Here is a 25,720-nt window from a genome sequence, read left to right as displayed (position 1 = left end):
CAATTATTTAATGCTACTCCTTGAAATGATCCAAATAGCAACATCTATACGAAAAGAGCCTTCTACAAAAACCCCGCAAACTAAAAAACCATCAGGAGACTTGGCACCGAAGTACCGGACCCCCTGAGGGTTTTCCTTGTTATTGCTGCAGTTCTTCCCATTCTTCCATCAACTGCTCGATTTTCACGTTAACAGCATCCAGTTTACTCTGGAAATCGGCTGTTTTTTCATAGTCTTGGAATACTTCTGGGTCGCATAGGGCTTCTTCATAGGAAGCGGCTTGCTCCTCAAGTCCTTCCAGCTCGGATTCGATCTCTTCAATGCGGCGCTGGCGCTTGCGGTCGGCTTTTTTGCTTTCCTTGTCGATCGCGTGCTTTCCAGAACCAGGTGCCGGAGCAGAAGTAGAGACACCCGTGGTCGAGCTTTCCTGCTTTTCGATCTCTTCGCGCGCTTTCATCTCGGCTTTTTTCTCTACATAATAATCGTAATCCCCAAGGTAGCCGGTTATGCCTTCTTTAGACAGCTCAGCTACTTTTGTCGCGATACGGTTGATGAAGTAACGGTCATGCGATACGAAAATAATCGTGCCTGGATAGTTGATGAGTGCATTCTCGAGCACTTCCTTGCTGTCGAGGTCCAAGTGGTTCGTCGGCTCGTCTAGCAGCAGGACATTGGATTTCTGCATCATTAGCTTCGCGAGCGCAAGCCGTGCTTTCTGTCCGCCGCTCAGCTCGTTCACGTACTTCTGTACATCATCACCGCTGAACAGGAACTGCCCGAGGATCGAGCGGATCTCATTCTCCGTTTTTAGCGGGTAGTCATCCCATAGCTCTTTCAGAAGTGTTTTGTTAGAAGTCAGGTTAGCCTGCTCCTGATCATAATGGCCGATCTTTACGTTCGTTCCGTATTGGATATCGCCTGTGAGAAGCGGCAGCTCTTTGCGTATCGCTTTTAACAGAGTGGACTTCCCGATCCCATTCGGACCGACGATTGCGACGCTGTCCTGACGGGATATATGATAGTTAACCGGCTTGAACAGCGGTTCATTCGGACTGTATCCAGTCGATACGTTGTTCAGCTTAAGTACATCGTTTCCGCTTTGGCGGTCGATATCAAACGAGAAGTAAGCCGATTTCTCTGTGCCCGCCGGACGGTCGAGAACTTCAATGGATTCCAGCTGCTTGCGGCGGCTCTGCGCCCGCTTGGTCGTAGAAGCACGGGCGATGTTGCGCTGCACGAAATCCTGCAGCTTCGCAATCTGATCCTGCTGCTTTTCGAATTCGCGCATTTCCTGTTCAAAGCGCTCTGCCTTCAGCTCGAGGTACTTGGAATAGTTCCCCACATAGCGAGCGGAACGGAGCCTCGAGATCTCGTAGACCGTTGTGACGATTTTGTCTAAGAAATAACGGTCGTGGGAAACGATTAGGATTCCGCCGGGATACGACTGTAAATATTGCTCAAGCCACGTGAGCGTCTTAATGTCCAAATGGTTGGTCGGCTCATCCAGTATGAGAAGGTCTGGCTTTGTTAATAAAAGTTTAGCGAGCGCAAGGCGTGTTTTCTGTCCGCCGCTCAGCGTGTGGACAGGCGTCTCGCGGTCGAACTCGCTGAACTGAAATCCGTGGAGCACGTTGCGGATGTCTGCTTCATATTGATAGCCGCCGAGGTCCTTAAATGTCACCTGAAGCTCATCGTATTCTTTTAAAACACGGCTGTATTCCGCTTCGTTGGCGAGAACAACCGGATCACCCATCTGTTCTTCCATCTGCCGCAGACGGCGCTCCATCTGGCGAAGATGGTCAAACACGCTCAGCATCTCGTTCCAGATCGATTTCTCAGAGTCGAGACCGGCATCCTGAGACAGATAGCCGACCTGTACATCTTTCGGAATCATGATATGGCCAGTGTCATGAGACAATTCCCCAGTCACCATGCGGAGAAGGGTGGACTTTCCGGCACCGTTTCTTCCGACAAGGGCGATACGCTCACCCTTTTGTACTTCAAGCTTAATATTCTTTAAAATCGGTTCAGCACCATATGATTTGCTGACATCATTCACCTGTAAAATAATCATCGCTGTTCACCTCTATGGAAAAGGGGAATTATACCCCATACCGCTTCTATTTATATAACTCTAGTGTAGCCCACTCGTTTCCTGCGTGGCAACTAGGAGACAGTGAGTGGGTGGTTGGGGGTCCGGTACCTTTGGTACCGGACCCCCAACCCGTAACGCCGGCACCGCGCCTTTCCTTTGAAGCGCGAGTACCGTACCCCAAAACAAACCACCAAACAACGAATTGTTCAAGATTTCGTTATATTTATGAAGGGATGGATGAGGACAGGGGCGGGGTAGTTATTGTATATTCTAGGAAAGGAGGGCGAGTCATGGATAAGTTAACTCATTTTAATGAAGAAGGCCGCGCCCGGATGGTGGATATTTCTGAGAAAGAAACGACGCTGCGAACGGCTGTGGCGAAAAGCGCCGTTACGGTCAACAAGACCATTTATAATAAAATACGAGAAGGCGGCTTTTCAAAAGGCGATGTTCTGGCAGTCGCGCAGGTTGCGGGGATCATGGCGGCGAAGAAGACATCTGAGTGGATTCCGATGTGCCACCCGTTATCACTGTCGGGTGTAGACTTGTCTTTTTCATGGGATCTGAGTGAGGAATCTTACATATTAAACATACAGTGTGAAGTGCGGACGAAGGGATCGACGGGCGTGGAAATGGAAGCGCTGACGGCGGTTTCGGCTGCGGCATTGACCGTATATGATATGTGCAAGTCGGCAGACAAAGGCATGATCATCGGGCCAACATCGCTCGTCCTCAAGACTGGCGGGAAAAATGGAGATTTTCACCGGGAAGAATAACCGGAAAAAATATGCTACAATAGATGGGACAAGCTTTCTCATGCTGGAGGGCTAAAATGAGCCAAGAACAATTGAAAATACCGCAGGCAACAGCCAAGAGGCTTCCACTATATTACCGGTTTTTAAAAAACCTTTCCGTATCGGGCAAACAGCGTGTATCATCCGCTGAACTGGCCGAGGCGGTGAAGGTCGATTCGGCAACCATCAGGCGCGACTTTTCCTATTTCGGCGCACTTGGAAAAAAGGGATATGGCTATAACGTCAATTATTTGCTTTCCTTTTTCGCCAAAACGCTGAGCCAGGATGAAACAACACCTGTGGCACTGATCGGTGTCGGTAATTTAGGTACCGCTTTCTTGCATTACAATTTTACAAAGAACAACAACACAATGATACAGCTGGCGTTTGATGTTGATCCCAACAAGATCGGGACCGAGATCGCGGATGTGCCGATCTACCATATCAACGACATTAAAAAAGAGCTGGCGACAAGAGAGATCGATGTCGCGATCTTAACCGTTCCAGTCGGCGCCGCACAGCCAATCGCTGATGATCTGGCGGAAGCGGGGATAAAAGGCATATTGAATTTCACGCCTGCGAGGCTGACGGTTCCACCGCACATTCGGGTCCATCACATCGACCTTGCCGTAGAGCTGCAGTCACTCGTTTATTTTATGAAGCAATATCCTGTTGAACAACAATAAAACAGTCTAATAGGAGGTGTAAGAATGATCGGATTAGTAGGAAGTTCACTTGTTATCGGTTGGATTGGGCCAGGAAGTGCCGTTGTAATCGGACTTGCAGCACTTATCATCTTCGGACCGAAAAAGCTGCCAGAGCTTGGACGTGCAGCAGGCAAGACGCTGAAAGAATTCAAGAGTGCAACTCAAGGCATCATGGACGAGCACGATAAGGATGACAAAAAGGACAGCGACGTGAAAAAGTAAGGATGTTAAAGATATGACACAAGATAAAAACATGTCTGTATATGATCATATCGGTGAATTAAGAAAGCGGCTCATCATCATCAGTGCCGTCTTTCTTTTGTTCATGGTCGCAGGATTCTTTCTATCGCGGCCCGTTATTGTGTATTTGCAGAACGATTCGATCGCGCAGAATATACAGATGAACGCGTTTGATCTGACCGACCCGTTAAAAGTATATATTTCGTTTGCCTTTATTATTGGCTTAGTCATGACGGCGCCGGTCGCGCTCTACCAGCTATGGGCGTTCATCAGCCCCGGTCTGTATGAGAACGAACGAAGAGTCACGCTCATGTACATTCCTATTTCCTTTGCTCTTTTCCTTGCTGGAATTGCATTTTCATACTTGCTGCTGTTTCCATTCGTTGTCACATTTATGAGCAACATTGCGGAAACGCTGAAGGTAGAAGGGGAATACGGCATTCAGGAGTACTTTTCGTTTCTGTTCAGCATGACATTGCCGTTCGGACTCATCTTCCAGTTTCCGATACTCGTGATGTTCCTGACGAGACTCGGACTGGTCACACCGATGCTACTGAAGAATATCCGTAAATTCTCTTACTTTGCCATTCTCGTTATCGCTGGCATGATCACACCGCCGGAGCTCGTGTCGCATCTTATGGTCACACTCCCGCTGATCGTCCTGTACGAGATCAGCATCTTTATCTCAGGCTTTGCGTACCGCAAGAGACTGCAGGCTGAGGAAGACGCGCTGCTCGAGGAAGAGATCACTTCATAGTTATAAAGAAACCGGGGTACGGTACCTCTATCGCCATTGGCTTTAGAGGTACCGTACCCCGGTTTTTAATTTCTGGGATATAGCGCGAAATAATTAAAATGGGGTCCGGTACCTCCACTGCTAAATCAGTGATGGTACCGGACCCCAAAAACTAGGTTATTTTCTTTTCTTCTTCAAATGCCTATGAAACGCGAAGTAGCGGATCGCGTTGGCGAAGTCGAATGTGGCGACGACCATCGTGATAATCGTCCAGATGCTTGTCAGTCCATAATCCTGCGCATAGTGGATTGCCAGATAAGTGAAGACAACTCCGATTACAGTGTACAGAAAGCCCATGAAGAGCGGTGATGTTCTCATGATAAAAATCCTCCAAAGATGAATTGCATCGTATCCATTTGTTTCTCATATTCTCGGATTTGGTCCGCAAACACGAACTGTACGAGCAGGACGAGAGAGTTCATAGACATATGCGCGATGATTGGGACGAGCAGGCGTTTTGTTTTTACATATAGATAAGCGAAGGTGAATCCGATCGCTGAATAAATAAGAAGATGTGAAAAATCCATGTGCACGGCTGCGAAAACAAGAGAGCTGATAAGCGCCGCGAGGAAAAATCCGAAGCGGCCGTACAGTCTGCCGAACAGAATCTTACGGAATACGATTTCTTCTAAAATCGGTCCGATCAGAGCGGCAACGACCATAAAGTATGGTGTGTGCTTTGTGATCTCAACAAGATCCTTCGTGTTCTGTGAGCCAGTTGGGACGCCGAAAATTTTTGATTCAATCGTAATCGCGATAATTTGAGCGGCATACGCCATGAAAATACCACCGATCGCCCACAATACGGCACTGCCGCGCGAAACGCGTCCGCCGCGCTGGTGGCGGTCACGGATATCCGGTCGCAGCAAGATCAAAATCAGGATGAGAGCGAGCGCGAAGCTGTACGTTCCCCACAGTCCAGCCCATTCCGTTCGCGGTATATCAAGCGCCGTAAGAATTGGCTTTGCTAAAATGCCAGAAAACTGCATGGCAAAGTAAATAAAGATAATCCACCAGTACCGTTTTTCCAAAATGTTATTCTCCTTTTTATATAAAAGACAGAAACTCTTCCTGTCATTCATTCTTTCCTACATACCCTTCATTTTAACACACATGTTTTCATGTAAGCGAGAAACACACTTTGTCGTTTTTTGCATAAAGTTACTGCTTGCATTGTGAAAAAGAATTATTTATTATAGAAAATGGAGTTAGCACTCAGTTTAATTGAGTGCTAATAAATAAAACTATTCAATATATTAGGAGGGTGTTTCACTTGTTAAAGCCACTAGGTGATCGTATTGTTATCGAGCTTGTTGCAAGCGAGGAGAAAACGGCAAGCGGAATCGTGCTGCCAGATACAGCAAAGGAAAAGCCTCAAGAAGGCAAAGTTGTCGCTGTTGGAACTGGCCGTGTAGCTGACAATGGTGAGCGTATCGCTTTAGAAGTTTCTGAGGGAGATACTGTAATCTACTCCAAATATGCCGGAACAGAAGTAAAGTACGAAGGCAAAGAATACTTAATCCTGCGCGAGACAGACGTTCTTGCAATCGTAGGCTAATCAAACAAAATAGCTCGCAGAATAAGAGCTGCATAGAAAATAACTTTTTAAAATAATAGGAGGGTTTTACTCATGGCTAAAGACATTAAGTTCAGTGAAGACGCTCGCCGTTCCATGCTTCGCGGTGTGGACGCACTTGCAAACGCGGTAAAAGTAACACTTGGGCCAAAAGGGCGCAACGTGGTTCTTGAAAAGAAATTCGGTTCACCGCTTATCACGAATGACGGTGTAACGATCGCGAAAGAAATCGAGTTGGAAGATGCTTTCGAAAACATGGGTGCAAAGCTTGTTGCTGAAGTTGCTTCAAAGACAAACGATGTAGCTGGTGACGGAACAACGACTGCAACGGTTCTTGCTCAGGCAATGATCCGTGAAGGTCTAAAGAACGTAACATCTGGCGCTAACCCAATGGTACTTCGCAAAGGAATTGAAAAAGCGACTGCTGCTGCTGTAGCTGAGCTTAAAGCAATCTCTAAGCCAATCGAAGGCAAAGAGTCTATCGCACAGGTTGCATCCATTTCTGCTGCTGATGAAGAAGTAGGACAATTGATTGCTGAAGCGATGGAGCGCGTTGGAAACGACGGCGTTATCACAATCGAAGAATCTAAAGGATTCACAACTGAGCTTGAAGTGGTAGAAGGAATGCAATTCGACCGCGGATACGCTTCTCCTTACATGGTAACAAACCCTGACAAGATGGAAGCTGAGCTCGACAACCCTTACATCTTGATTACAGATAAGAAAATCACGAACATCCAGGAAATCCTTCCTGTTCTTGAGCAGGTTGTTCAGCAAGGCAAGCCATTGCTTTTGATCGCTGAAGACGTAGAAGGTGAAGCTCTTGCTACATTAGTAGTTAACAAGCTTCGCGGAACGTTCAACGCAGTTGCAGTTAAGGCGCCAGGCTTCGGTGACCGCCGTAAAGCAATGCTTGAAGACATCGCAGTTCTTACTGGCGGTGAAGTGATCACTGAAGAGCTAGGCCTAGACCTTAAATCTGCAAGCATCATGCAGCTAGGTACAGCTTCTAAAGTTGTTGTTACAAAAGAAAACACAACAATCGTTGAAGGTGCAGGCGAGTCTGCTAAAATCGCAGCACGCGTAAACCAAATCAAAGCACAACTCGAAGAAACAACTTCTGAGTTCGATAAAGAAAAGCTTCAAGAGCGCCTTGCTAAACTTGCTGGCGGCGTAGCCGTTATCAAGGTTGGTGCAGCTACTGAAACAGAATTGAAAGAGCGTAAACTTCGCATTGAAGACGCACTGAACTCAACTCGTGCAGCAGTTGAAGAGGGTATCGTATCCGGTGGTGGTACAGCTCTAGTTAACGTGCTAAAAGCAATCTCTCAAGTGCAAGCAGCTGGAGACGAATTGACTGGCGTGAAGCTAGTACTTCGTGCACTAGAAGAGCCAGTTCGCCAGATCGCACACAACGCAGGTCTTGAAGGATCCGTTGTTGTTGAGCGCCTGAAGAACGAAGAAATCGGAATCGGATTTAATGCAGCAACGGGCGAGTGGGTAAACATGTTCGAAGCTGGTATCGTTGACCCGACTAAGGTAACACGCTCTGCGCTTCAAAACGCAGCATCCGTATCTGCAATGTTCCTAACAACAGAAGCAGTTATCGCCGACAAGCCTGAAGAAAACAAAAACGGCGGCATGCCAGACATGGGCGGCATGGGAATGGGTGGAATGGGCGGCATGATGTAATTCTTTGCTCAAAACACTTTATTAATGTGTTTTCAAGCACAATAAATAGGCAAGGGTAACAATCGAGAAACATTTTAAAATTCATGTTAAATTTAGAGGTTTTCTATTAGTTATTTAAACTTTTGGAAAGCCTCTTTTTTCATTTGTAATATACATACTTATTGAGGAATCATAGTGTTCTAAGAGTTCTAACATGAAATTTACCATATTAAATTATTAAAGTATGGGAGATGATTTTTGAAGGGATTGTATTCTTATTAAAGAATAGGTATTTACATAAAATTTAAAAATAGGTAAAGTTTAGTTGAGGTGTGATTAAGTGGGTAAATTTTATGCTGTTAAAGTAGGTAGAAAAATTGGTGTTTTCAGTACTTGGTCAGAATGTGAAAAGCAAGTTAAGGGATTTAGTGGAGCAAGTTATAAATCTTTCCTTACAAAAGAAGAAGCAGAAAAGTTTTTGAAGAGTAACGTTTCCTCGAAAGAAGCGGTTAAAAGTGGTGATCTTCTAATATATGTAGATGGAAGCTATTCAAAAGCGAAAGATAAAGCAGGATTCGGTTGTGTTTTTGTTAAGGATGATGAAGTAATTCATAAAGTTTCAAAACAATCACCTATTGATAAAAATGAAGACTTATGGAATGTATCTGCTGAGATAGCTGGGGTACTACATGCTGTTGAATGGAGTGTTAACAATGATTACCGTAAAGTTAACATTTTTTACGATTATGAAGGACTTGAAAAGTGGTATATAGGTGATTGGAAAGCGAATAAGAGAACTACTAAAGAATATGTAGAAAAAATGAATAATTTTAAAAAACATATTAATATAAATTTCTTTAAAGTAAAAGCTCATTCTGGTGATATATTTAATGAACAAGCTGATCAATTGGCAAAAAGTGCGGTCGAAAAAATTGACGAAACACATGATACAAGTCATTACAATGCAGATTCACCAGAGCAAATAATTACTTTAAAAGATTTTAATAAAATTGTAGGTAATACAAATAAAGAAAAAATTAAAATTGAATTAAATGGTTTTGTTTGGAATGATAATGCTGTTATTAAAATAGCTAAACACTTTTGGAAAGAAGAAAATAGAAAAGTAGGAGACTTAAATATTAAGGCATTTTTAAATTTAAATAACTCACTTTTAGAATTAGAATTAAGTGATAAAAACAATGAATACAAGATTGACAAAGTGGTAAAAATAAAAGGGGAATAAAGAGATGAGGACTAAAACTAAATACGGTCAATTACATTTATATAGAGACCAAATTGAAACTACTGTTATAGCATTTTTATCATCAAAAGAAGAAGAGTTTACATGCAGTGAATTAAACAATGTAAATGGAAATAGACACAGAATTGAATTTACATATGGTTTTGATGCAAATAAAGTGGATTTTCATTACAACATGGATGGAACTACTACAATAGATTTGACTCCTGGTGGAGTAAATGAAATTAAAGAAGAAATGGCTGAGTTTATTAAAAATTCCTCTATCTGCCAAGAAAAAGAAATTAGCGGATTTGATAAACCATTTTTTGTATTTAAAAATGTAGAATATGAAGATTTCACTACTGTATTAAATTTAGTAAAAGAACTTGACGGTGTATCGGAAAATTCTAATCGAGTAGTTCCGGGTGGAAACCAATGGGTTCTTAAATCATCAGTAAATAATGAAACTGTTACAATAAGTTACTTCTTAAAAACTAAAAAAGCTATGGTACAAGGGAAACCTTTAAAGTTATTTACTGAGACATATACTTATTTACTTAATTTAATGGATGTCGAAGAGATTCCAAAAATAATGAACCAACAACTAAGTATAGCTCATAATATAACTAAAGAAACGATTGTAAATGAGCTTGATATTTATTTACCTGATGCCATTGAAAAAATAAGTGAAAAATTGAAGCGATTGAGTTATCAAGCCTTAATGAATTTAAAAGTAAATGATGACATGTTTGACTATGCTTTCTTAGCATATCCTTCATTTAGATTAATTGAAGGTCATTTAAAGTATGTAATGCATGAAAAAACAATCCCTCTTGAATCTGGGAATTTTAGTATGTTCACTAAACTAATTCCTGGCCATTTAAGTAGGTATACATTGCAACCCACATATGATGTGAAGTTCACATCTCAACAAAAGAAAAGTGTAGAAGACGCATATAATTTTTATAAATATAATAGAAATCCCTTATTCCATTGGGATTGTTTAGATGGTCCACTAAAAGTCGATAGAACTCGAATGATTGAACGTTTAGATGAGGCCCAAGGTTATATTCAGGATGTTTTTAGTATTATGAACGATTATTACAAATAATTGATTTTGTATTCCTATTGTGTTATTTTAAATTTCAGTTTATCTAAGGAGGGGAAATAGCCATGCAAAGATATACTTTATTACAGTTAAATGGAAAAGTGAATCACTATGCAGGCATGGTTGTTGCTATTTCCTATTTAGATCCTTTAGAAAATATGGAACAAATTTCGCGGTTAGAGAGTGATTTGAAACATTATTCAATGAGTGGAAAGATACTTTTTGATTTGTTGTCTTATGTAGGCAATAATTCCGAAAGATATCTCACACTAGAATTTAATGGGGAAAGATTTGACTTGAATTCATGTGAATTTGTTCAGTTCCCTATTGAAAGTGACATTCGAAAAAAATCTATGGAAGTTTTCAAACAATTAAATGAAGGGATCTTCAATACAGTTTTGAATTCTAATCAGATTAAATTATTGCTACATGGTGTAGTTATATAAAAGAAATAATTTCAACCTAGCTAAAATTGAGCTAGGTTGATTTTTTTGGAGAAAGGGGACGGTTCTCGCGTTAACTGTGTAACCTAAAGTCTAAATCACTTGCCCTGCACTGAGCATAAAAAAGAAGCATGAGAACCGTCCCCATGCTCCCCCCCATGCTCCCAACAATATAATATTTACTTCCTAAAGGCTTTTCAATAGTTAGGCAGAGGGCTGGATGAAAGTGACGAGTCCCCAAACGTATTATTCATCAGTTGGTTGAGCCTTCGTATTTTATCAATAATGAGCTCTTACTTTTAAAAAATATTTTTTTTACTTATAGTTCCGACCAATTTGCTATTTTTTCAATAAATGCCCACACGTCTCCATCAAAAGGTCTTATGTAATCTGTATCCTCGGGGTCACTACCCATTCTTTCGAACATAGACATTAACCAGGCAGGTCCATGACCTGGAATGCCAAAATTTTTCATCCAAGATTCAAGTTCGCCATTGGGTACAATAAATATACCGTAATTTTTTAATTGTTCAAATAAATTTTGGCAAGCCGCTTTTTCATCATCTTCTAACAGTTGAATACCGCCATCTCTCTTCATGTTACTTCCAGTATTTTCAAAGTATTGTTTTACGTTATGACGAAGGTTATTTAAAGGTTCAATAAGGGTAGAAGGAATGTTTGCAGATCTGAGCAAATTTGCCCAAACTTGTCCCCCTTCTTTTACAACATCTATGTCTACTATTGCAGCAGCTTTTATTCCTAGATTGCGCAGTGGACCTAAAATACGATGTATAGTTTGCTTATTTTGTGCATTTAAGAATAAGCAACTGTTAATACCTTTTTGCCCTGAAGAAATTAATCTCTCATTAATTTCTTGATAGAATGCTCGGTCCGCATCTGATTCTGTAATTATAACCGTGTCATGAAAAAGAGAACTTAGAACTCCCGATGATCTTAATAAGGGGTCTTTCATTAAATTGGTTAAATCAGAGGAGGACAATAGTTTTGCAGATGATGCACCATCTTGATACGTTAACCTAATAATATTTATTTCTTTTCCTGATTGAATACATCCCATAATAAAATCCGAACTATGGGTAGCTGCAATAAGTGTAGCGTTCCTTTCAGGAGCGAGTTGGGCTAATCTTAAACCTAATTTTCTGGCTAGAGGTGGATGAAGGAAAGCTTCTGGTTCATCTATAAGGAGAATTTTAGAATCTCCACTAAATACGGATGTAATAATTCCTGTAAAGGCTTTTATACCATCACTTAAATCTTTGATATCAGTTGCTTCACTGTGGAATTTTCTTGCTCTAAAGTCTAGTGCTTGTTCTTCACTTTTATCAACTGGCGGAACATCCGATAGTTTTATTCGTAAAGTCAACATACTTGTTGGATCAATAACGAAATATTTACCAAAAGCATCTGCTATAATTTCTCTAATCCTTAATCTTGATTCATCATTAATAAATAAATCCATTAGTATATTAGTGGGAGAAGCACTTAAATCACCGCCTTCCTGAGGGGAGGTTAGGTGAAACCTTGTACTTCCATCCAATCTTAATAAAAACATTCCATAATAATTTTGAAGAAAATATTGAAAATAGTTTTGATCTCCTTGTAACCCTTGGTCCATTGTCGCTTTATGTATATGAACGGGTTCAATTTTTCCGTTGACAGTTCTTTTCTTAAGATATACATAATTTGAATCTGTTATTAAATGGGGATCATTAATTTTATAGTTATTATAATAATCACTTAACTCTTCTAGACTAGGTGTTTTAAGCATAATACCTTCAAGCAATTTAAAATCTTGGTTGGCATTCGTGAAATATTCTTCAACTTCTCTTAAAACAAGACTTTTACCGGAGTTATTGGGTCCTACAAAAATAGTTATCTTGTCACCCTCTACAGGTAATATTTTTTGATCAGTAGTTTCACCATGTTTTATGGAAAAATTAATTATCAAATCATGACCCTCCAAAAAAAGTAAATTAGTGTACAAACAGTAGTATAATTTATAAAAGAAGTATTTTAAAGTAACTTTAATTTTTGAAGCACGGGGACGGTACATTTTCTGTTCATGAAAACTTTTTTTAGCATTTTCCCTTCGTTTGTCTTAATATGGAAGTAGAATAAGTGTTTTCGAGTTAACTGGGTAATTATTTGCAACAAAATGTGCACTCATAATTTAAACTGTTTAATCGAATTAATCGTTTGGACTTTTACTGAGCATTAGTTAAGGAGCATGAGAACCGTCCCCATGCTTCTCGTTAACTGCATCTTATCGGTTATGGATTGGTTAAACACACCCTCCCAAGCATTTTTGTCTTTATTGAATTGATAAACCCGGATAATGTTAATTGTAAAATCGCCTTCAGTGACACTATCAGGCCGATAAAGTGCATAGACTTCTGGAGTTTTCTGTCCAGTGAAGTGATAGGGTTTATGTTCAATCAATTTATAATCGGTTGGCGTTTCTTTCTTAATTACTGAAACGGCGTCTTCAATCTTTGCAGCCTTAACTTCAGGCGCTTTAGCAGCTTGTGGTTTTTCTGTTTGTGGTGATCCACAGCTTACCAAAATACATGCTAGACTCACCAGAAGAATGAGGTTTTTAATTTTATTCACTTTCTACAATTCCTTTCCTTTACGCTTGTCCCCAGAGTAAGTACATATTACATAGTAGCACATTTTTCCATTTATTGAACCGCCCAGAAGCACGGAAGCACGGGGACGGTTCTAGCGCTTCATTTCCTGTTTAAGCAGCCCGTCGGTTAACTGTGTAACCTAAAGTCTAAATCATTTACACCTGCAGTGAGCATGCCAAAAGAAACATGGGACCGTCCCCATGCTTATTGGTAAAATGTTAAAATAAGGTTATCAAAAATAGGATGTGATCTATTACTATGAATAAAATTTTTAAAAATATTAAAGATAACGGTCCTAAAGCTTTAAAATTCATGAAAGATAATGGAAAGGATATTGTAGCGGGAGCTAGTGCTTTTCATTCCGCAGGTAAATTTGTGAAAAACGTATTTAATCGAGAAGGTGATGTTCACTTTAGGAAAGCTAGATATCGTGTTTATAATTTGGAGATTTTGCCTAATATGAATGAAAAATCAAGGCATGAGCTCTTTTCTTATAAGTTAGAGGTTGAAGGTTATATTGAACAAATAGAAAAAGAAGAAAATATAAAATTAGTGGTAACAAAACCATTACATTTAAAACGAACTCGTAATTGGGAAAATATACTTCTTCAAATTCAAGATAAAATTAGATTATTAGATTATCAAGAGTATTTAAGAATATTTAATAATACTAACTATAACAGCAATTACTTTAAAGGTTTTGAAAGCAATGTGACGAGATTTAAACAGAAATTAGAACAAGGAAACTACGATGAATTATACGAATTTATAGAGCAGCAAACTCAAAAGAGAAAAGAATATATAAAGAAACATTTTTGTTAAATTAGTTGGTTGTATAAATCTCTTATCCCGCAAAAAGAAACACGGGGACGGTTCTCGCGCTCCTCTACGGACTGAAAGATAACAAAAAGAGTGTCCCGTGTACTTTAAATGTCCCAGGGGCACTTTTTTTTTAAAACCCATTCATTTTAGGGAGCAAGGGAACGGTAACAATTTGTAAGCATTCGTCAATGTCAATTAGCCTGAGCTTAAGCACCGTATTGTCCCACAACCCAAACATTTCCCAAAAAACCACCAACATGTTACCCTTATCCCAAATACTTTTTTCGAGGTGATTGGATGAAGTACAGACGGCTAGGGAAAACCAATCTAGATATTTCCGTTGTTGGGATTGGAACATGGCAGTACGGTGGAGAATGGGGAAAGGATTTTACCCAGCTGGAAGTGGACTCTATTTTGGATAAGGCGAAGGAAATGGGCATTAATTTTATTGATACCGCTGAATGCTATGGTGATCATCTGTCAGAGAGCCTGATTGGTGGTTATCTTAGCGGAAGCAACAGGGAGGATTGGATTGTTGCCACAAAATTTGGCCACCACTTCCATGGTAATTTTGAGCGGACTAGGCAATGGAGTGCCGAGGATGTCTTGAAGCAGCTGGATTCTTCTCTTAAATCACTGAAAACGGAGTACATCGATTTATACCAAGCGCATTCTTGCTCGGACGAGGAATTTAATAATGACGAGCTATGGACGATGCTTGATAAGCAGGTACAAGCCGGCAAAATACGGCACTTAGGTGTTTCACTTAAGACAAATGATGAGAGCTATCAAACAGACAAGGCGACAGAGGTAAATGTCGGTGCCATTCAGGTCGTGTACAATCGTTTGGACCGAAAACCGGAAGAAATGATTTTTCCATCAAGCGTAAAACAAGACCTGGGCGTTCTTGCACGTGTTCCGCTCGCTAGCGGTTATTTAAGCGGGAAGTATAAGCCAGGAGCCGTCTTCAGCACTGACGATGTCCGTTCCAAGCATGACAGAGAAGAAACGGCACGACTATTGAACGAAGTGGAGAAGATTCGTGCTGCCGAAGTTCCTGAAGGTGTTCCGATGTCTACTTGGGCATTAGCATGGTGTCTGAAGCATCCTGCCGTTACCTCAGTCATCCCCGGCTGTAAAAATCCAGAACAAGTGGAACTCAACGCAAAAGCCGCAGACTTTGTAGAAAATAACCATGCTCAGAGTGTGGATCGGTCATAATTAAGTAAGCCCCAGCTATCATGGCTGGGGTTAGTTTTTGTTCCATTTTTAATTGCATGATAAAAATGGGGAGAAGCAGCTCCCGGGAGCACAGTGAGGGTCTCATGCTTCACCTTGTAATTGAAAGCTATTTAGCTTTTGAAGATAGATGCACTCTATCGTTTATGAAGACGAACCACAATTTCGGTGCATTAAAATGTGCTTATTGACCAGCCTTTCTATTTTCTTTTCCACTAATCTCTAATACATGTAAACCCTCAGAAGCTTCCGGAGTTTCAAAAAATGCAGTAACTTGATGAAACACCGCTTCGGTGTCAAAGGCAGCTCTTTCTGGCTGTTCGATTCGCCTTTGTGCAACCTGACGTAAGCATTGCTCATTCGTTAGATTAAGGAAAATGAGCTGGTGGTTTGCATGAATCTCTGACGCAATATCTAAGAACCACTTTCGCAGTTTTTGAGTGTTTGCTGGAAAGTCCATTACGACATCTGCACCGACACTTAATATGTTTTGGACATGCTTTTTCATTAACGGCTTAAGCTGCGCTGAGAATTTTAAATAGTCCTCAAATGATGCAATCTGATTGGGATAGAGAGAGGAAAGCCATTCATCCTCTGACAACAATACCGCCTGTTTATCTGCTGCCAATTGTTTTGAAGTAGTAGATTTCCCTGCGCCCATTTTTCCGCAGAGAAAGTATAGCGTCCCTAGTTGCGGCATACATTTAACCTCCTTGCGCTCATTTTAGTGGTTGTTGAACTCTTTACTCTAGGTTATTGCATGCACATGCATTGAGCAATCATAAAGAAGCATGAGTATGGTGAAGAGAAGTGTGGGGAGGGTTCTCGTGCGTCAAAGAAACACCACCCTTTGGCTGAAGGGTGGTGTTTGCATCCGGTCAGGTTTTGTAAGCAACAGATGAAGTATGCCTAGTATAGAAACTTTTGTATCGATAATTAATTTCCATGGTTAGATCGAATGCCAATAGATCGAATAGATAGAATGTCTGTGTGGTCGAAGAGTGTTTGGAATAAGCAATTTGCATGTTAAGAGCAGAGGTTTCAATAAAACCTTCCAGTTCTTTTTTGCGGATGAGGGGCGGGGTGCCATTTAAAGCGTCATCATGGTGTTTTTCAATAAAATCTTTTAAGGCAGAAAGCAGCCGTTCCTTAGCAAGAATCAATGCACTTCCTCCTTTTTTTATATAGAATGGCAATAAAAAAGTCAGGAAAGAAACGTATTACGCTTCTTTCCTGACTTATGTTTGGTCCATCTATATAGAATGTCCATCCATTACCATCAGCACACTATTAAATTCATACGATATCACTTTAAACTATACCATGTATTTACATGGAAAACAATTCCTATTCCTGTTTTAATACGAATAATATATAGCTTTTGTCTTCGCTAAAGTTCCAAACAACAAAGAAATCGATGATCTTGGCACTTAAGAGTTGTTCAATGATCGTCTTGTATTCTTCTATAAGCCTCTTTTCAAGACGCCTCTTCCCCAAAACGAGCGTTTCTTCAAAGCCTAAAGTCAGTAATTCTTTTTCAAGATTGACTAAAAGTCCTTCTCTAAAAACTAAAAGATGCTTCGTGTTTAATCTTCTTGACTGAACGATGTCAGGTAATCTTTGTGCTTCATAGGTGATTTTTGAGATCACGTCATGCAGCTTTTCTTGATTAGAGTAAAAGTCATCATAAACAGCATCCTTATTAAAGATAAAAATCAGCATCCCTGTATGAAAATCAAGGTTCCAATCGTAAAAAAACTCGTTCACCTCTAGATGCATTTTCAATTCAATAAACATCATCATTTCTTCTTTCAGTGTATGCATTAATAAGTCTCCTGTTTTTTCTACGAATAAATTTTGCTGTATATTCATCAATGAAAGTTCTACAGGAGATGCGAAATTCGTGATATATGTTACGAGGACAGAATCAGATAAAGAACAAATAACATTCCCAGGCCCTTTTCCAAAGTTGTCGCGTAGCACCTTTCCAATGACACTTGCTGCTTCTCTTTCTAGAACTTTACTATTCTCCATAGAACGCTCCTTGGAATCTGTAGTGGTTAGTGCCGCAACTGTTATAATAAATAGGAAGATTATAGTAATAATACCCATCGGTGGGGAGATTGAATCAAAAGCAAGCAAGCGAGTGTTCTATAGAAAGGAAAGATTGGATGACAAGCATGGGGACGGTTCTCGCACTTCTTAAACAAGGAGAAACATCCCTCTGTTTACAACAAACAAAATATTAAACTCCAAGAGGCTTTTCACTAGTTATCCAAACTTTTGAAAAGCCTTTTCTTAATTAAATTACATGCAGTCTGTACGGAAATATCATCACAATTGATTAATGAAACACCGTGCTTTTTCATAACTTACTATAGGTCATACGATTTCCCTTTGAAATAAAAGTAAATATTAAATTGGAGGCGCCATATGGATAAGAAGGTTGATAAAAAGCCAAGTATTACGGGGCAGCGTTTCATGCGAGTAGCAGGTGTTTTTGCACTGTTGGCAGGGATTTTGTATATCGGGATTCAGTTTGTTCACCCAGCGGATCAGCTATCCTCTGTTAACACAAGCTTATGGGTGGCCGTTGCATGTGCGACGAGTCTCATGTCTCTTTTCAGTCTCATCGGCCTATCAGGTATCTACAGCAGGCAGGCGGAAGAAGCTGGCTGGCTGGGGCTGATTGGTTTTATCTTCTTTAGTCTATTCTGGCTGCTTTCAATGAATTTTAGTTTCATCGAGGCATTTGTGCTGCCGCTGCTGACAACAGATGCTCCTGAGTTTGTAAAAGGGATCGCAGGGCTCTTTAGCGGAACAACAAGCACGGCGGATCTGGGGATTTTCCCAGTACTAGCCCCCATTGCGGGAATTCTGTATGGTTTTGGCGGGCTTCTGTTTGGAATCGCTACGTATCGTGCAAGAGTCTTCCCGCGCATGGCAGGTGCCTTGCTTGCTTTCGCCGCGGTCGTCACCTTTGCTGCCGCCGTCATTCCACACCCATTCGATCGTGTGCTGGCCATACCGATGGGAGCAGCTCTCATTTGGCTGGGGTATACTCTTTGGGCAGAGCCTAAGAGACTAAGGACGCATGATGTAATAACTGCTCGTTTATAAGCAAATGAGATCAATGAAAAAGTGTTATATAAGCGATCAAGTATGTAAGAGCTGTCGTTATGAAAACGGCGGCTCTTTTTCTTCTCCTACATCCCCAAATACCACGGCAGCCCTGTTTTCGAAATTTTTGCCCAAACATTCTCTATCCAATTCACATAAACTTTTGGAAAGGAGTGAAGCATCTTATGTCAATGTCTAATAATGACCGGATTATTAAAGCCGTCAACATACCCAACCCTTTATATCAATCCTTGCAGGGGAGATATTTTGTTGGGCAAACCGAACACATTCTTTTTGGAAAAGGGAAAAATGGGTGGGGCGGCTTATTTAATCCGTTTAAATCAGATGTCAATTTATTTGTAAATGCATTTACCATCACCAATCATTCTGAGCAGCCGTTTGAAGCTGAAATTTGGTTTAATCCGGTTTCTCCTGGGAAGCCGAAAGTTTCTAAAAACGTGACACCGGCAAACACAGCTCTTACCCCGCTTCCAAAGCCCGAAGTTAAAATCGCATATGCTGAATTTGTTGATGGAACTCCGAAAGAAGGAGTAATGGCATTCAGACGGATTGTACCGCCGCAAAGCACTTTAACCAGTGATGAAGATGGAAAATATATCTTCCCTCCAGGCGGATCATTTATTATTTTTTTAACCTCACCAAATAATGAAATCATTCAGGCGGAAGTTGCGTTCGGGTGGTTTGAAAAAAATAAAAAGATGTAGCATGATATAAAAAAGCTTCTCACCAGCCCAAAACCTGATGAGAAGCTTTCACTATATTATTTCTCAACCTTCTCCCCAAAAGCCTCTGGAATCATAGTAAACCCTTCAATCACCGTATCTTCATCCACTTCAATCATGAGGTACCGTTTGCCGTTCAGATGAACCTGCTTCACATACTTCAAATCCTGCGGGCTTATCGAAATGTTCGCTAACTTTGTGTTGATTTTAATGGATTTAGATGTGTATTTTGGTACAACGCTGTTTGCTTTGATCTCGTATGATTTGTCGTCGATCACGTTGTGGAAGGCGGCTTCTACTTTTTGGGTGTCCACATCTTCCAGGCCGCTTATCTTCAGTACGCGTTCGACGTCCTTGGCATCCAGCTTCGGAAGTTCTTCTTCTTCATTTTCCTCGATCATGCGGTGAATCTCTTCATATACGTTCGATAGGGTAGAAGTATTTAACGAATCTCCCGTAACGTTTTTGATGATTTCTTCAAACACGATCTTGTCATCTTTAGCTGTCATCGTTTCTTCGCCGTTTAGCACTTGCTCGATGAACAGGTGATCGGGTTCATGTACTTTACCTGCGGCATACAGAATGTGGTTCACATCTGCTGCGTTGTCGGTAAAGCAAGGGAACAGAAACCCGCCGAGCGGAGCGTGCAGGTTGATAACGGGATCAAGAATGAAATTGTATTTGAACTCTTTTGAAGCATAGTCGAAGAGCAGTTCTTTTTTCGGTTCCTGCGTGTTATTGATGCTGCAGAGAATGAAGGGATTAGAGTAGACGGTTTCACTCCCGCTTTCCTCCGTCTCATCATTTCGGCGCTTTGCCGGCTTCATATATTCGCCACGGATAAAAGTGATGACGATATCCTTCTCGTATTGGCGGTGTAAAAGCATCTTGCCGACCATCTGGAGCATACGCTCTTTCCAGTCCTCCGTATCACTGCTGAGCAGTCCTTGATGCAGGATAAGCTGGCTGCTGTTTTCTGCATTTCTCTGAAACTTTAATTCAAACAGTTTTTCATCGATATTCCCGCCAAGCAGCTTTTTAAAGTTGTTCAAAAACAGTTCCTGCTGATCCGGATCCAGCATTTCGAAGTGCTGGCTCTGGTGATGATAGATGTCACTCGATTCCTTCATAATATAAACGTTAAAAATGCTGGAAATTTTCAGTAGATCATTATCTTTTTTAAATTGTCTGCGGATTTGTGAGATATCTTTTTTGTTCATGCTTACATACACTCCTAAATGAACCTGATTTGAGTTTGAAGCAGGATTAATTTTACCATACATGGTGTTATGTACTTAGGCGAAGTTATAAAAAACACCTAATTGAACAATCTGCTCAATTAGGTGTATGAAAACTAAATCACTCTTTTCTTAATACGCGCCACAAGCGGCACAACAATAATTCCCGCTATAGCCACCTGCAAAATGTTGCCTGGAATAGACCCGAATGGCTGAATCCAGTTGCTGTATAGGATTACTTCGGCAAAATAATAGCCCACAACTTTTATGATCAGTGCAGCGGCTACTGCCATTGTGTTGACGAGAAGTCGATTCCCAGGGGCTTTTTCAGAAATCAAACCTGCCACATAACCCATTGTTCCTACAATAAAGAAGGTGAATGGCGCCCATACGGTCCAGCCTGAAATGATATCAAACAAGCCCATTCCAAAAGCGCCTGCAACGAAACCTGTTCTTCTGCCGAAAACAAATGCGGCTATTAATAGCGGAACGTTTCCAAGGTGGATCAGCCCGCCGTTACCTATTGTCGGAAGCCTTAAGTTGATGAACATAGTTGCAACAAGTGTCAATGCAATGAAAAGGGCATTGATGACTAATGCTTTTGTTTTCGTCGTTTCTAATGAGTATGCTGTATTCATAAGATGACCTCTTTCATAATTATTTCCTGTTCATCTATTATATCTGCCACTAGCGCTTTAGAAAATAGGAAATGAAGAATTGAAGTTGGTAAAAACTAGCTACACGTGTGGATTGTTTGAAAATGATGGGAATTAGAGACTTGCAAGTTAATCGTTCACCTGGTCAAGGTGATAAAAAAACACCCTATAAAGCAGAAGCTACTTTATAGGGTGCACTATTTTACGGTTTCATTTATAAGGTCTCCGACTATCATTCAGCTCTTGCTGACGGCGTTCCTCAACGCGAGCCATGAATTCAGCAACACGCTTCTTCAAGATGCGGTAATGGCGGAAGGTGCTGGCTGTTTCAAGCAGCTCTTTAATCTGGTGATACTCGATAACCTCTTCATCGGTCAAAGCGAATTCCGGTTCTGGAAACGGAATGATCTTAGCCATGATTACCGCTCCTTTTGTCTTTTTAATCACAGTATATCTTTAATTGGTAACTTCGTGATATGTGCTTTGTCGCCATATGATTTAACTCGCCAGCCCCCGATTAGGCTCCACTTTAATCGCTGACTCAGCAGGCAGTACAGATCCTAAAAAGCCCATAACTAATGGGATGAGCGAACAACCAAGCATCAAACCGAACTGTGACAGTGTCAAACCGCCATACAGCAAATACATGACACAGCTGCTTAACAGGACACTTATTAAGCTAGCCAACCCGCCTGAGTATAAGCCTTCTAGCCAGATGAGCCTGCGTACCGTCGAGCTTCTCCAGCCGATGGCTTTTAACAGGGCGATCTCGTTCCGCCGCTCTGCGATGTTCTGCCAGAGTATTTCGGATGTGGTGAGGATGCTGATGCAAAATGCGATGCCCATGGCGATGTAGTGGACTTTGCCGATCTCTACGGATATATATTGTCCGAGCCATGTGGTGTACATGATGCCTTGCAGTCTAAGTGTGATGGAGACAAATATGGACAGCAGTGTTGCTGGAATCGCGATGGAAAGGACCGATAAGAAGTTACGGTTCCATTTTCCAAGAAAGTGACTGAGTGCAAGCGACCATAAATTTTTGGTACGCATGACGCGCTTGGAACTCACTGTGATTTCCCCGGTTCGCATCGCTTCATAAGGCTTGATTTTTCGGACGAGCATTGCAGGCCAGATAGAACCTAACAAGTAGATCGTAATTCCTGTAAAACCGATCAACATGAGTTTTACTAATGAAATTTCTGCTGGTGCTGTTATGGCTGTAATACTCCAGGCGATGATCGCCGTTACACAGCCTAAGATGATCGATTCCATCATAATCATCCGGCTCAGCTGTGATGGACGCCAGCCGAGTGACAGCAGGACGGCCATTTGCTTTCTTCGTGATAATAAGGAAACAAGGCAGCTCGCGAATACATAGACTACGGCTACTAATAGAACGAAAACAATGACGGCAGAGTAGCCAAGCTTCGTTTCTCTAAACAGTGTGATGGAGGATTGCAGCTTGCTCCAAGGCTGTTCGATCCAGCCTAATGCTTGTGTATTGCCGTTTTTCGGAATCTCCAAGATGAGTGGCTGCGGCGATGAACCGAGCGTAATATCGGTTAACAGCCCTGTTTTGCTTTCGATTTCTTTTGCGATTGCTTCAAGCTTATTCTGACTTTCCTCACTAAGTGAAGTGACCCCTGCCACTTTTATTCGTACGGAAGAAATAGGCTTGTCCCCGTTGATGGCAGCGGCTGCTTCAATTGTTGTTAGCAGGGTAGGGGGAGCTGTCAGGTATCCCAATGGATTGCTCGTCGGCTGGACGGTTACTTGCGGATTAACGGGCTTGCCTTTCCCGTCCAGTACAAGATGAGCGGTAGCAGGGCGGTATGTTTCCATCGGTAATTCATTTAATGGGTCTTTTGAGAGCTTCAGCTTGTTTGGATCATAAAATCCGACAAAGTTATAGCTTACTCCCGGCACTCCTCCGTCTGGCAGCTCGTAATAATCGAGCGGCCTGAACGCGTTATGGATCTTGCCGCCCCATGGAAATTCTGCTTTTTGCGGCTCCGCTTTAAACGCATATGCCCAACGCTCACCAAAAGGGCTAGTTACACTTTTTACTGATAAAGCCGTTGATTTCAAAGCGACATGGGACTCCGTAATGTTGGACTGTCCGTCTAAAAGACTCACTTTTTTTCCTGTAGCAGGGTCAAGGCCAGTCAGAGAGCCGAATAACGTTTTGTACAGCTTTTCAGAAGATATGTCATACGTTTTTTTAGCGTCATTGTTTGTTGCAAGGCTATTCAAATACTTCTTGCCGCCGTTCTCTTTAATCTTTGCTAATGTTTGTGCAGCTTCGTTAATGTCCTGAAACGGAAGATCGAGCGGTTCGACCGTGTATGTGATCGTTTCGTCTACGAAAGGAGCACTGCTTATTAATACAGGAATAGCGGTGCTCACGTCACTTGTCTTCGTGACGTCTGAGTTTTGTGGGGAAAAATATTGACTCCCGTTTTGCTGCAGCACCGCGGCATCCAATCCAACCAATTTCGCTTCTTCCACCGGATCGATGCCAACAAGAAGCTGCTGGCTAGAAGCTCGGAGGATCCAGTCATATTGATCCATCAATCCGAAATCTTTTCCGAATTGAATGCCGTTCTGGCCGCCATATCCTTCAGGCATATTCCATTTGCCAAGCGGTACGTAAAGGGTGTCGCGGTCCTCAATCGTATGGCGGACACCGTCAAACGCTCTATTCTGGATTTTAATACGATAGATGCCAAACTCTTTTGGCATGATTTGTGTTTTAAATTCAGCCTCTAACGGTGAATATCCAAGCACCGCAACAGGTGCTGCAACTTCAACGTCTGTGATGGCTTTAATATCCGAGAGCTGTTTTTGACTGATACCGCCAGCAATGCCGCTTAAGTAGTTAGGTTCGAGCAGTCCTTTTTCTTCTGTCACGCTCCTGGATCCTTGAGGGCGCACGACGATATGGTAAGAAGATTCCCACCTTTTTTGCAGGTTCTCGACAACCGTTCCTTTATTTCCTTCAGATAGATTTAGCAAATAGCTTAGACCGCCGCTGATCATAACCGCTCCGGCAAGTAAAAGCAGGAACCGTTCACGCTGACGGCGCCAGTTTTGAAGTATAAACTTAATCATTGGCGTTCACCGGCAAAGAACGCGCAATCTTTACAAGCTCTTCTTTTGTCACATTCGTACCATGCACCTCGTAATAGGCTTCTTTAAATGAAAATGAGACGACGTTGTTCGTGTCGGCCGGAGCACCCAGCTTAATAAAGGCCCCGGGTATTCCATTTACATCGACTTCTTCTTGCTTCCCTTTGTCCATCGGTGCTTCATTCGTCATCTCAATGTAAATAAACTTGTCAGACGATTCGTAGTACATCGTCATCTTGTATGATGCCTGATCGCCGTAATAGTGAACAAAGGCTTCGCGCTCTTTATATGCAAATCCTGACGGCAAGTAAGAGGGCTTTACGATCGGAAAAGGAATCACCTTTTCAATCATGTTATCCTCTATCTGTCCTGCAGGGTATTTTGGTTTTGCTGGAGGGGTTGAGGCCTCAACAGGGTTTGGAGTTGTTTTGTTAACGGTTGTTGTATCCACGGGTTTAGGTCCATCGGTAATCATTTCTACAGACGAGATCATGTAAATTCCAGCTGCACCTATAATGAACAAAAAGACAATGATAATGATGGACATTCTGTTCATATGGCCACCTCATTTGTATCCGACACAAGCTGGCCGTCGACCATTTTAATGACGCGGTCTGTCCGCTGAGCTAGCTTCATATCGTGTGTCACAAGAATAATGCCGCAATTATGGTTTTGGTTTAGCTGTTTTAATAGGCTGAAGATCACTTCACCGGATTCGGTGTCCAGGTTACCCGTTGGCTCATCCGCCAACAGCCATTCCGGAGAGTGAATGAGGGCGCGTGCAACTGCCACTCGTTGCTGCTGTCCGCCAGAAAGTTGAGAAGGGAAGGAGTGCAGCTTATCTTTCAATCCAACTTGTTCCAGCAGTTCTTTGGCCCGCTTCTCTTTATGGTAATTCACCTTGCGCGAAAAGAGCGGTGCCAGAACATTTTCAAGAGCTGTTAACGTCGGAAGAAGATGAAATTGCTGAAAGACAAATCCGATCTTTTCAAAGCGGAAATCAGCAAGCTGGTTATTTTTAAGAGAGGTTACATTCGTATCATCGTAAAAAATCTGACCGGAACTCGGCTGATCCAGCGTGCCGATCAAACTTAGCAGAGTAGATTTGCCTGAACCTGATGGTCCAACAATGGAAGTGAAATCTTTCTGATGAAATGAAAGAGTAATATTTTCGACCGCGCTTGTTAAAACGCCATCACCGCTAAACACTTTAGACACGTTCTTTGTGATTATATGTGTCATTTTGACCTCTCCTTATTAATTCGAGTACAAGGTGCAAGCTCTAGGATTTAAATAATGATAACATTTACCAAATGGAAAAAAGTATGTTTTTTCCATTTTTATTCAGTTCTATTAAAATACAAAAAAACCTTTCGCAGCGAGAGGTTTCTTCAAGAACTCTTTTAGCCAGCATAGACGAACAACGAATGTTACCTTCGAATGTTATAG

Annotated in this window: 27 protein-coding genes; 13 read left to right on the top strand and 14 right to left on the bottom strand. The window is 41.6% G+C overall.

The genetic code is table 11. From position 1 onward, the window contains the following. Window positions 1–139: 139 nt before the first annotated feature. Window positions 140–2,074 carry an ABC-F family ATP-binding cassette domain-containing protein gene (locus tag CGZ90_RS17780; protein ID WP_094253884.1) on the bottom strand — a complete coding sequence of 645 codons (1,935 nt, stop codon included), beginning with the start codon at window positions 2,072–2,074 and terminating at the stop codon, window positions 140–142. Window positions 2,075–2,385: 311 nt separating this feature from the next. Between CGZ90_RS17780 and moaC the strand changes: the two genes are divergently transcribed. From moaC to tatC, 4 genes are read left to right on the top strand one after another with little or no spacing between them, the layout of a single operon-like run. After that, complete coding sequence (moaC, locus tag CGZ90_RS17775) at window positions 2,386–2,871, top strand: cyclic pyranopterin monophosphate synthase MoaC (protein WP_094253883.1); 486 nt, start codon at window positions 2,386–2,388, stop codon at window positions 2,869–2,871. Window positions 2,872–2,927: 56 nt separating this feature from the next. Then, window positions 2,928–3,575: a redox-sensing transcriptional repressor Rex gene (locus tag CGZ90_RS17770; protein ID WP_094253882.1), complete on the top strand. Its 648-nt coding sequence runs from the start codon at window positions 2,928–2,930 to the stop codon at window positions 3,573–3,575. Window positions 3,576–3,599: 24 nt separating this feature from the next. Then, window positions 3,600–3,818 (top strand): twin-arginine translocase TatA/TatE family subunit, encoded by a 219-nt coding sequence (locus CGZ90_RS17765; protein ID WP_094253881.1) that lies wholly within the window; start codon window positions 3,600–3,602, stop codon window positions 3,816–3,818. Window positions 3,819–3,831: 13 nt separating this feature from the next. Next, a complete protein-coding gene (gene tatC, locus CGZ90_RS17760) occupies window positions 3,832–4,593 on the top strand; it encodes a twin-arginine translocase subunit TatC (protein WP_094253880.1) in 762 nt (253 codons plus the stop codon). A 156-nt stretch (window positions 4,594–4,749) separates the two neighbouring features. On the opposite strand, the gene CGZ90_RS17755 is transcribed toward tatC, so the two are convergent. Next, window positions 4,750–4,950: a YdiK family protein gene (locus tag CGZ90_RS17755; RefSeq protein WP_094253879.1), complete on the bottom strand. Its 201-nt coding sequence runs from the start codon at window positions 4,948–4,950 to the stop codon at window positions 4,750–4,752. Next, on the bottom strand, window positions 4,947–5,663 hold the full coding sequence (locus CGZ90_RS17750; RefSeq protein WP_094253878.1) for a CPBP family intramembrane glutamic endopeptidase: 717 nt from the start codon (window positions 5,661–5,663) through the stop codon (window positions 4,947–4,949). Before CGZ90_RS17750 ends, CGZ90_RS17755 begins: the two co-directional genes overlap by 4 nt. 242 nt (window positions 5,664–5,905) lie before the next feature. Between CGZ90_RS17750 and groES the strand changes: the two genes are divergently transcribed. From groES to CGZ90_RS17725, 5 genes are all read left to right on the top strand, one after another. Then, a complete protein-coding gene (gene groES, locus CGZ90_RS17745) occupies window positions 5,906–6,190 on the top strand; it encodes a co-chaperone GroES (protein ID WP_094253877.1) in 285 nt (94 codons plus the stop codon). Window positions 6,191–6,262: 72 nt separating this feature from the next. Further along, complete coding sequence (gene groL / locus CGZ90_RS17740) at window positions 6,263–7,900, top strand: chaperonin GroEL (protein WP_094253876.1); 1,638 nt, start codon at window positions 6,263–6,265, stop codon at window positions 7,898–7,900. Between the two features lie 319 nt (window positions 7,901–8,219). Then, window positions 8,220–9,122 carry a ribonuclease H1 domain-containing protein gene (locus tag CGZ90_RS17735; RefSeq protein ID WP_094253875.1) on the top strand — a complete coding sequence of 301 codons (903 nt, stop codon included), beginning with the start codon at window positions 8,220–8,222 and terminating at the stop codon, window positions 9,120–9,122. A 4-nt stretch (window positions 9,123–9,126) separates the two neighbouring features. After that, on the top strand, window positions 9,127–10,230 hold the full coding sequence (locus CGZ90_RS17730) for an RNase LS family HEPN domain-containing protein (RefSeq protein WP_094253874.1): 1,104 nt from the start codon (window positions 9,127–9,129) through the stop codon (window positions 10,228–10,230). A gap of 62 nt (window positions 10,231–10,292) precedes the next feature. Next, entirely contained in the window at window positions 10,293–10,673 is a 381-nt protein-coding gene (locus tag CGZ90_RS17725; protein ID WP_094253873.1) for a type II toxin-antitoxin system RnlB family antitoxin, read from the top strand. Between the two features lie 316 nt (window positions 10,674–10,989). On the opposite strand, the gene CGZ90_RS17720 is transcribed toward CGZ90_RS17725, so the two are convergent. Both CGZ90_RS17720 and CGZ90_RS17715 read right to left on the bottom strand, forming a co-directional pair. Continuing rightward, the gene (locus CGZ90_RS17720) at window positions 10,990–12,639 is read right to left on the bottom strand and encodes an ATP-dependent nuclease (RefSeq protein WP_165766901.1); all 1,650 of its coding nucleotides are present in this window, start codon (window positions 12,637–12,639) and stop codon (window positions 10,990–10,992) included. 266 nt (window positions 12,640–12,905) lie between these two features. Next, window positions 12,906–13,301: a hypothetical protein gene (locus CGZ90_RS17715; RefSeq protein WP_094253871.1), complete on the bottom strand. Its 396-nt coding sequence runs from the start codon at window positions 13,299–13,301 to the stop codon at window positions 12,906–12,908. 278 nt (window positions 13,302–13,579) lie between these two features. Between CGZ90_RS17715 and CGZ90_RS17710 the strand changes: the two genes are divergently transcribed. Continuing rightward, on the top strand, window positions 13,580–14,143 hold the full coding sequence (locus CGZ90_RS17710) for a hypothetical protein (RefSeq protein WP_094253870.1): 564 nt from the start codon (window positions 13,580–13,582) through the stop codon (window positions 14,141–14,143). A gap of 297 nt (window positions 14,144–14,440) precedes the next feature. Further along, window positions 14,441–15,364 (top strand): aldo/keto reductase, encoded by a 924-nt coding sequence (locus CGZ90_RS17705; RefSeq protein ID WP_094253869.1) that lies wholly within the window; start codon window positions 14,441–14,443, stop codon window positions 15,362–15,364. A gap of 202 nt (window positions 15,365–15,566) precedes the next feature. Here CGZ90_RS17705 and CGZ90_RS17700 read toward each other — a convergent pair whose 3' ends face one another. From CGZ90_RS17700 to CGZ90_RS17690, 3 genes are all read right to left on the bottom strand, one after another. Continuing rightward, complete coding sequence (locus tag CGZ90_RS17700; RefSeq protein ID WP_094253868.1) at window positions 15,567–16,082, bottom strand: P-loop nucleotide/nucleoside kinase family protein; 516 nt, start codon at window positions 16,080–16,082, stop codon at window positions 15,567–15,569. Window positions 16,083–16,260: 178 nt separating this feature from the next. Then, window positions 16,261–16,545 carry a hypothetical protein gene (locus CGZ90_RS17695; RefSeq protein ID WP_094253867.1) on the bottom strand — a complete coding sequence of 95 codons (285 nt, stop codon included), beginning with the start codon at window positions 16,543–16,545 and terminating at the stop codon, window positions 16,261–16,263. A gap of 184 nt (window positions 16,546–16,729) precedes the next feature. Further along, window positions 16,730–17,416, bottom strand: coding sequence for a Na-translocating system protein MpsC family protein (locus CGZ90_RS17690; RefSeq protein ID WP_165766900.1), 687 nt, complete (start codon window positions 17,414–17,416; stop codon window positions 16,730–16,732). A gap of 399 nt (window positions 17,417–17,815) precedes the next feature. Here CGZ90_RS17690 and CGZ90_RS17685 point away from each other — a divergent pair, with 399 nt between their 5' ends. Further along, a complete protein-coding gene (locus CGZ90_RS17685; protein WP_094253865.1) occupies window positions 17,816–18,502 on the top strand; it encodes a hypothetical protein in 687 nt (228 codons plus the stop codon). Between the two features lie 59 nt (window positions 18,503–18,561). After that, on the top strand, window positions 18,562–19,227 hold the full coding sequence (locus CGZ90_RS17680; RefSeq protein WP_240515474.1) for a DUF6143 family protein: 666 nt from the start codon (window positions 18,562–18,564) through the stop codon (window positions 19,225–19,227). 56 nt (window positions 19,228–19,283) lie between these two features. On the opposite strand, the gene CGZ90_RS17675 is transcribed toward CGZ90_RS17680, so the two are convergent. The 6 genes from CGZ90_RS17675 to CGZ90_RS17650 form a co-directional block, all read right to left on the bottom strand. Next, window positions 19,284–20,465 (bottom strand): DUF4317 domain-containing protein, encoded by a 1,182-nt coding sequence (locus CGZ90_RS17675; RefSeq protein ID WP_094253864.1) that lies wholly within the window; start codon window positions 20,463–20,465, stop codon window positions 19,284–19,286. A gap of 134 nt (window positions 20,466–20,599) precedes the next feature. Further along, window positions 20,600–21,121 carry an ECF transporter S component gene (locus CGZ90_RS17670; protein WP_094253863.1) on the bottom strand — a complete coding sequence of 174 codons (522 nt, stop codon included), beginning with the start codon at window positions 21,119–21,121 and terminating at the stop codon, window positions 20,600–20,602. Window positions 21,122–21,349: 228 nt separating this feature from the next. After that, window positions 21,350–21,556, bottom strand: a complete 207-nt coding sequence (locus tag CGZ90_RS17665; protein WP_094253862.1) for a hypothetical protein — start codon at window positions 21,554–21,556, stop codon at window positions 21,350–21,352. An 81-nt stretch (window positions 21,557–21,637) separates the two neighbouring features. Further along, window positions 21,638–24,253: an ABC transporter permease gene (locus CGZ90_RS17660; RefSeq protein ID WP_094253861.1), complete on the bottom strand. Its 2,616-nt coding sequence runs from the start codon at window positions 24,251–24,253 to the stop codon at window positions 21,638–21,640. Then, entirely contained in the window at window positions 24,246–24,827 is a 582-nt protein-coding gene (locus tag CGZ90_RS17655) for a DUF4367 domain-containing protein (RefSeq protein ID WP_094253860.1), read from the bottom strand. The genes CGZ90_RS17660 and CGZ90_RS17655 overlap by 8 nt, the downstream gene beginning before the upstream one ends. After that, window positions 24,824–25,513: an ABC transporter ATP-binding protein gene (locus tag CGZ90_RS17650; protein ID WP_094253859.1), complete on the bottom strand. Its 690-nt coding sequence runs from the start codon at window positions 25,511–25,513 to the stop codon at window positions 24,824–24,826. Before CGZ90_RS17650 ends, CGZ90_RS17655 begins: the two co-directional genes overlap by 4 nt. Window positions 25,514–25,720: the final 207 nt, after the last annotated feature.

Origin of the sequence: Fictibacillus aquaticus (assembly GCF_002245695.1) — a bacterium.
GTDB classification, from domain to species: Bacteria; Bacillota; Bacilli; order Bacillales; family Fictibacillaceae; genus Fictibacillus; species Fictibacillus aquaticus.
Note: the sequence above shows the minus strand (reverse complement) of the source record. Positions and strands in the feature narration are given on the sequence as shown.

What these genes read in the sequence shown, in the direction of transcription:
- CGZ90_RS17780 (WP_094253884.1), bottom strand. Translation starts at nt 2,074, where the DNA reads ATGATTATTTTACAGGTGAATGATGTCAGCAAATCATATGGTGCTGAA.
- moaC (WP_094253883.1), top strand. Translation starts at nt 2,386, where the DNA reads ATGGATAAGTTAACTCATTTTAATGAAGAAGGCCGCGCCCGGATGGTG.
- CGZ90_RS17770 (WP_094253882.1), top strand. Translation starts at nt 2,928, where the DNA reads ATGAGCCAAGAACAATTGAAAATACCGCAGGCAACAGCCAAGAGGCTT.
- CGZ90_RS17765 (WP_094253881.1), top strand. Translation starts at nt 3,600, where the DNA reads ATGATCGGATTAGTAGGAAGTTCACTTGTTATCGGTTGGATTGGGCCA.
- tatC (WP_094253880.1), top strand. Translation starts at nt 3,832, where the DNA reads ATGACACAAGATAAAAACATGTCTGTATATGATCATATCGGTGAATTA.
- CGZ90_RS17755 (WP_094253879.1), bottom strand. Translation starts at nt 4,950, where the DNA reads ATGAGAACATCACCGCTCTTCATGGGCTTTCTGTACACTGTAATCGGA.
- groL (WP_094253876.1), top strand. Translation starts at nt 6,263, where the DNA reads ATGGCTAAAGACATTAAGTTCAGTGAAGACGCTCGCCGTTCCATGCTT.
- CGZ90_RS17730 (WP_094253874.1), top strand. Translation starts at nt 9,127, where the DNA reads ATGAGGACTAAAACTAAATACGGTCAATTACATTTATATAGAGACCAA.
- CGZ90_RS17725 (WP_094253873.1), top strand. Translation starts at nt 10,293, where the DNA reads ATGCAAAGATATACTTTATTACAGTTAAATGGAAAAGTGAATCACTAT.
- CGZ90_RS17710 (WP_094253870.1), top strand. Translation starts at nt 13,580, where the DNA reads ATGAATAAAATTTTTAAAAATATTAAAGATAACGGTCCTAAAGCTTTA.
- CGZ90_RS17705 (WP_094253869.1), top strand. Translation starts at nt 14,441, where the DNA reads ATGAAGTACAGACGGCTAGGGAAAACCAATCTAGATATTTCCGTTGTT.
- CGZ90_RS17700 (WP_094253868.1), bottom strand. Translation starts at nt 16,082, where the DNA reads ATGCCGCAACTAGGGACGCTATACTTTCTCTGCGGAAAAATGGGCGCA.
- CGZ90_RS17690 (WP_165766900.1), bottom strand. Translation starts at nt 17,416, where the DNA reads ATGGAGAATAGTAAAGTTCTAGAAAGAGAAGCAGCAAGTGTCATTGGA.
- CGZ90_RS17685 (WP_094253865.1), top strand. Translation starts at nt 17,816, where the DNA reads ATGGATAAGAAGGTTGATAAAAAGCCAAGTATTACGGGGCAGCGTTTC.
- CGZ90_RS17680 (WP_240515474.1), top strand. Translation starts at nt 18,562, where the DNA reads ATGAAAACGGCGGCTCTTTTTCTTCTCCTACATCCCCAAATACCACGG.
- CGZ90_RS17675 (WP_094253864.1), bottom strand. Translation starts at nt 20,465, where the DNA reads ATGAACAAAAAAGATATCTCACAAATCCGCAGACAATTTAAAAAAGAT.
- CGZ90_RS17670 (WP_094253863.1), bottom strand. Translation starts at nt 21,121, where the DNA reads ATGAATACAGCATACTCATTAGAAACGACGAAAACAAAAGCATTAGTC.
- CGZ90_RS17665 (WP_094253862.1), bottom strand. Translation starts at nt 21,556, where the DNA reads ATGGCTAAGATCATTCCGTTTCCAGAACCGGAATTCGCTTTGACCGAT.
- CGZ90_RS17660 (WP_094253861.1), bottom strand. Translation starts at nt 24,253, where the DNA reads ATGATTAAGTTTATACTTCAAAACTGGCGCCGTCAGCGTGAACGGTTC.
- CGZ90_RS17655 (WP_094253860.1), bottom strand. Translation starts at nt 24,827, where the DNA reads ATGAACAGAATGTCCATCATTATCATTGTCTTTTTGTTCATTATAGGT.
- CGZ90_RS17650 (WP_094253859.1), bottom strand. Translation starts at nt 25,513, where the DNA reads ATGACACATATAATCACAAAGAACGTGTCTAAAGTGTTTAGCGGTGAT.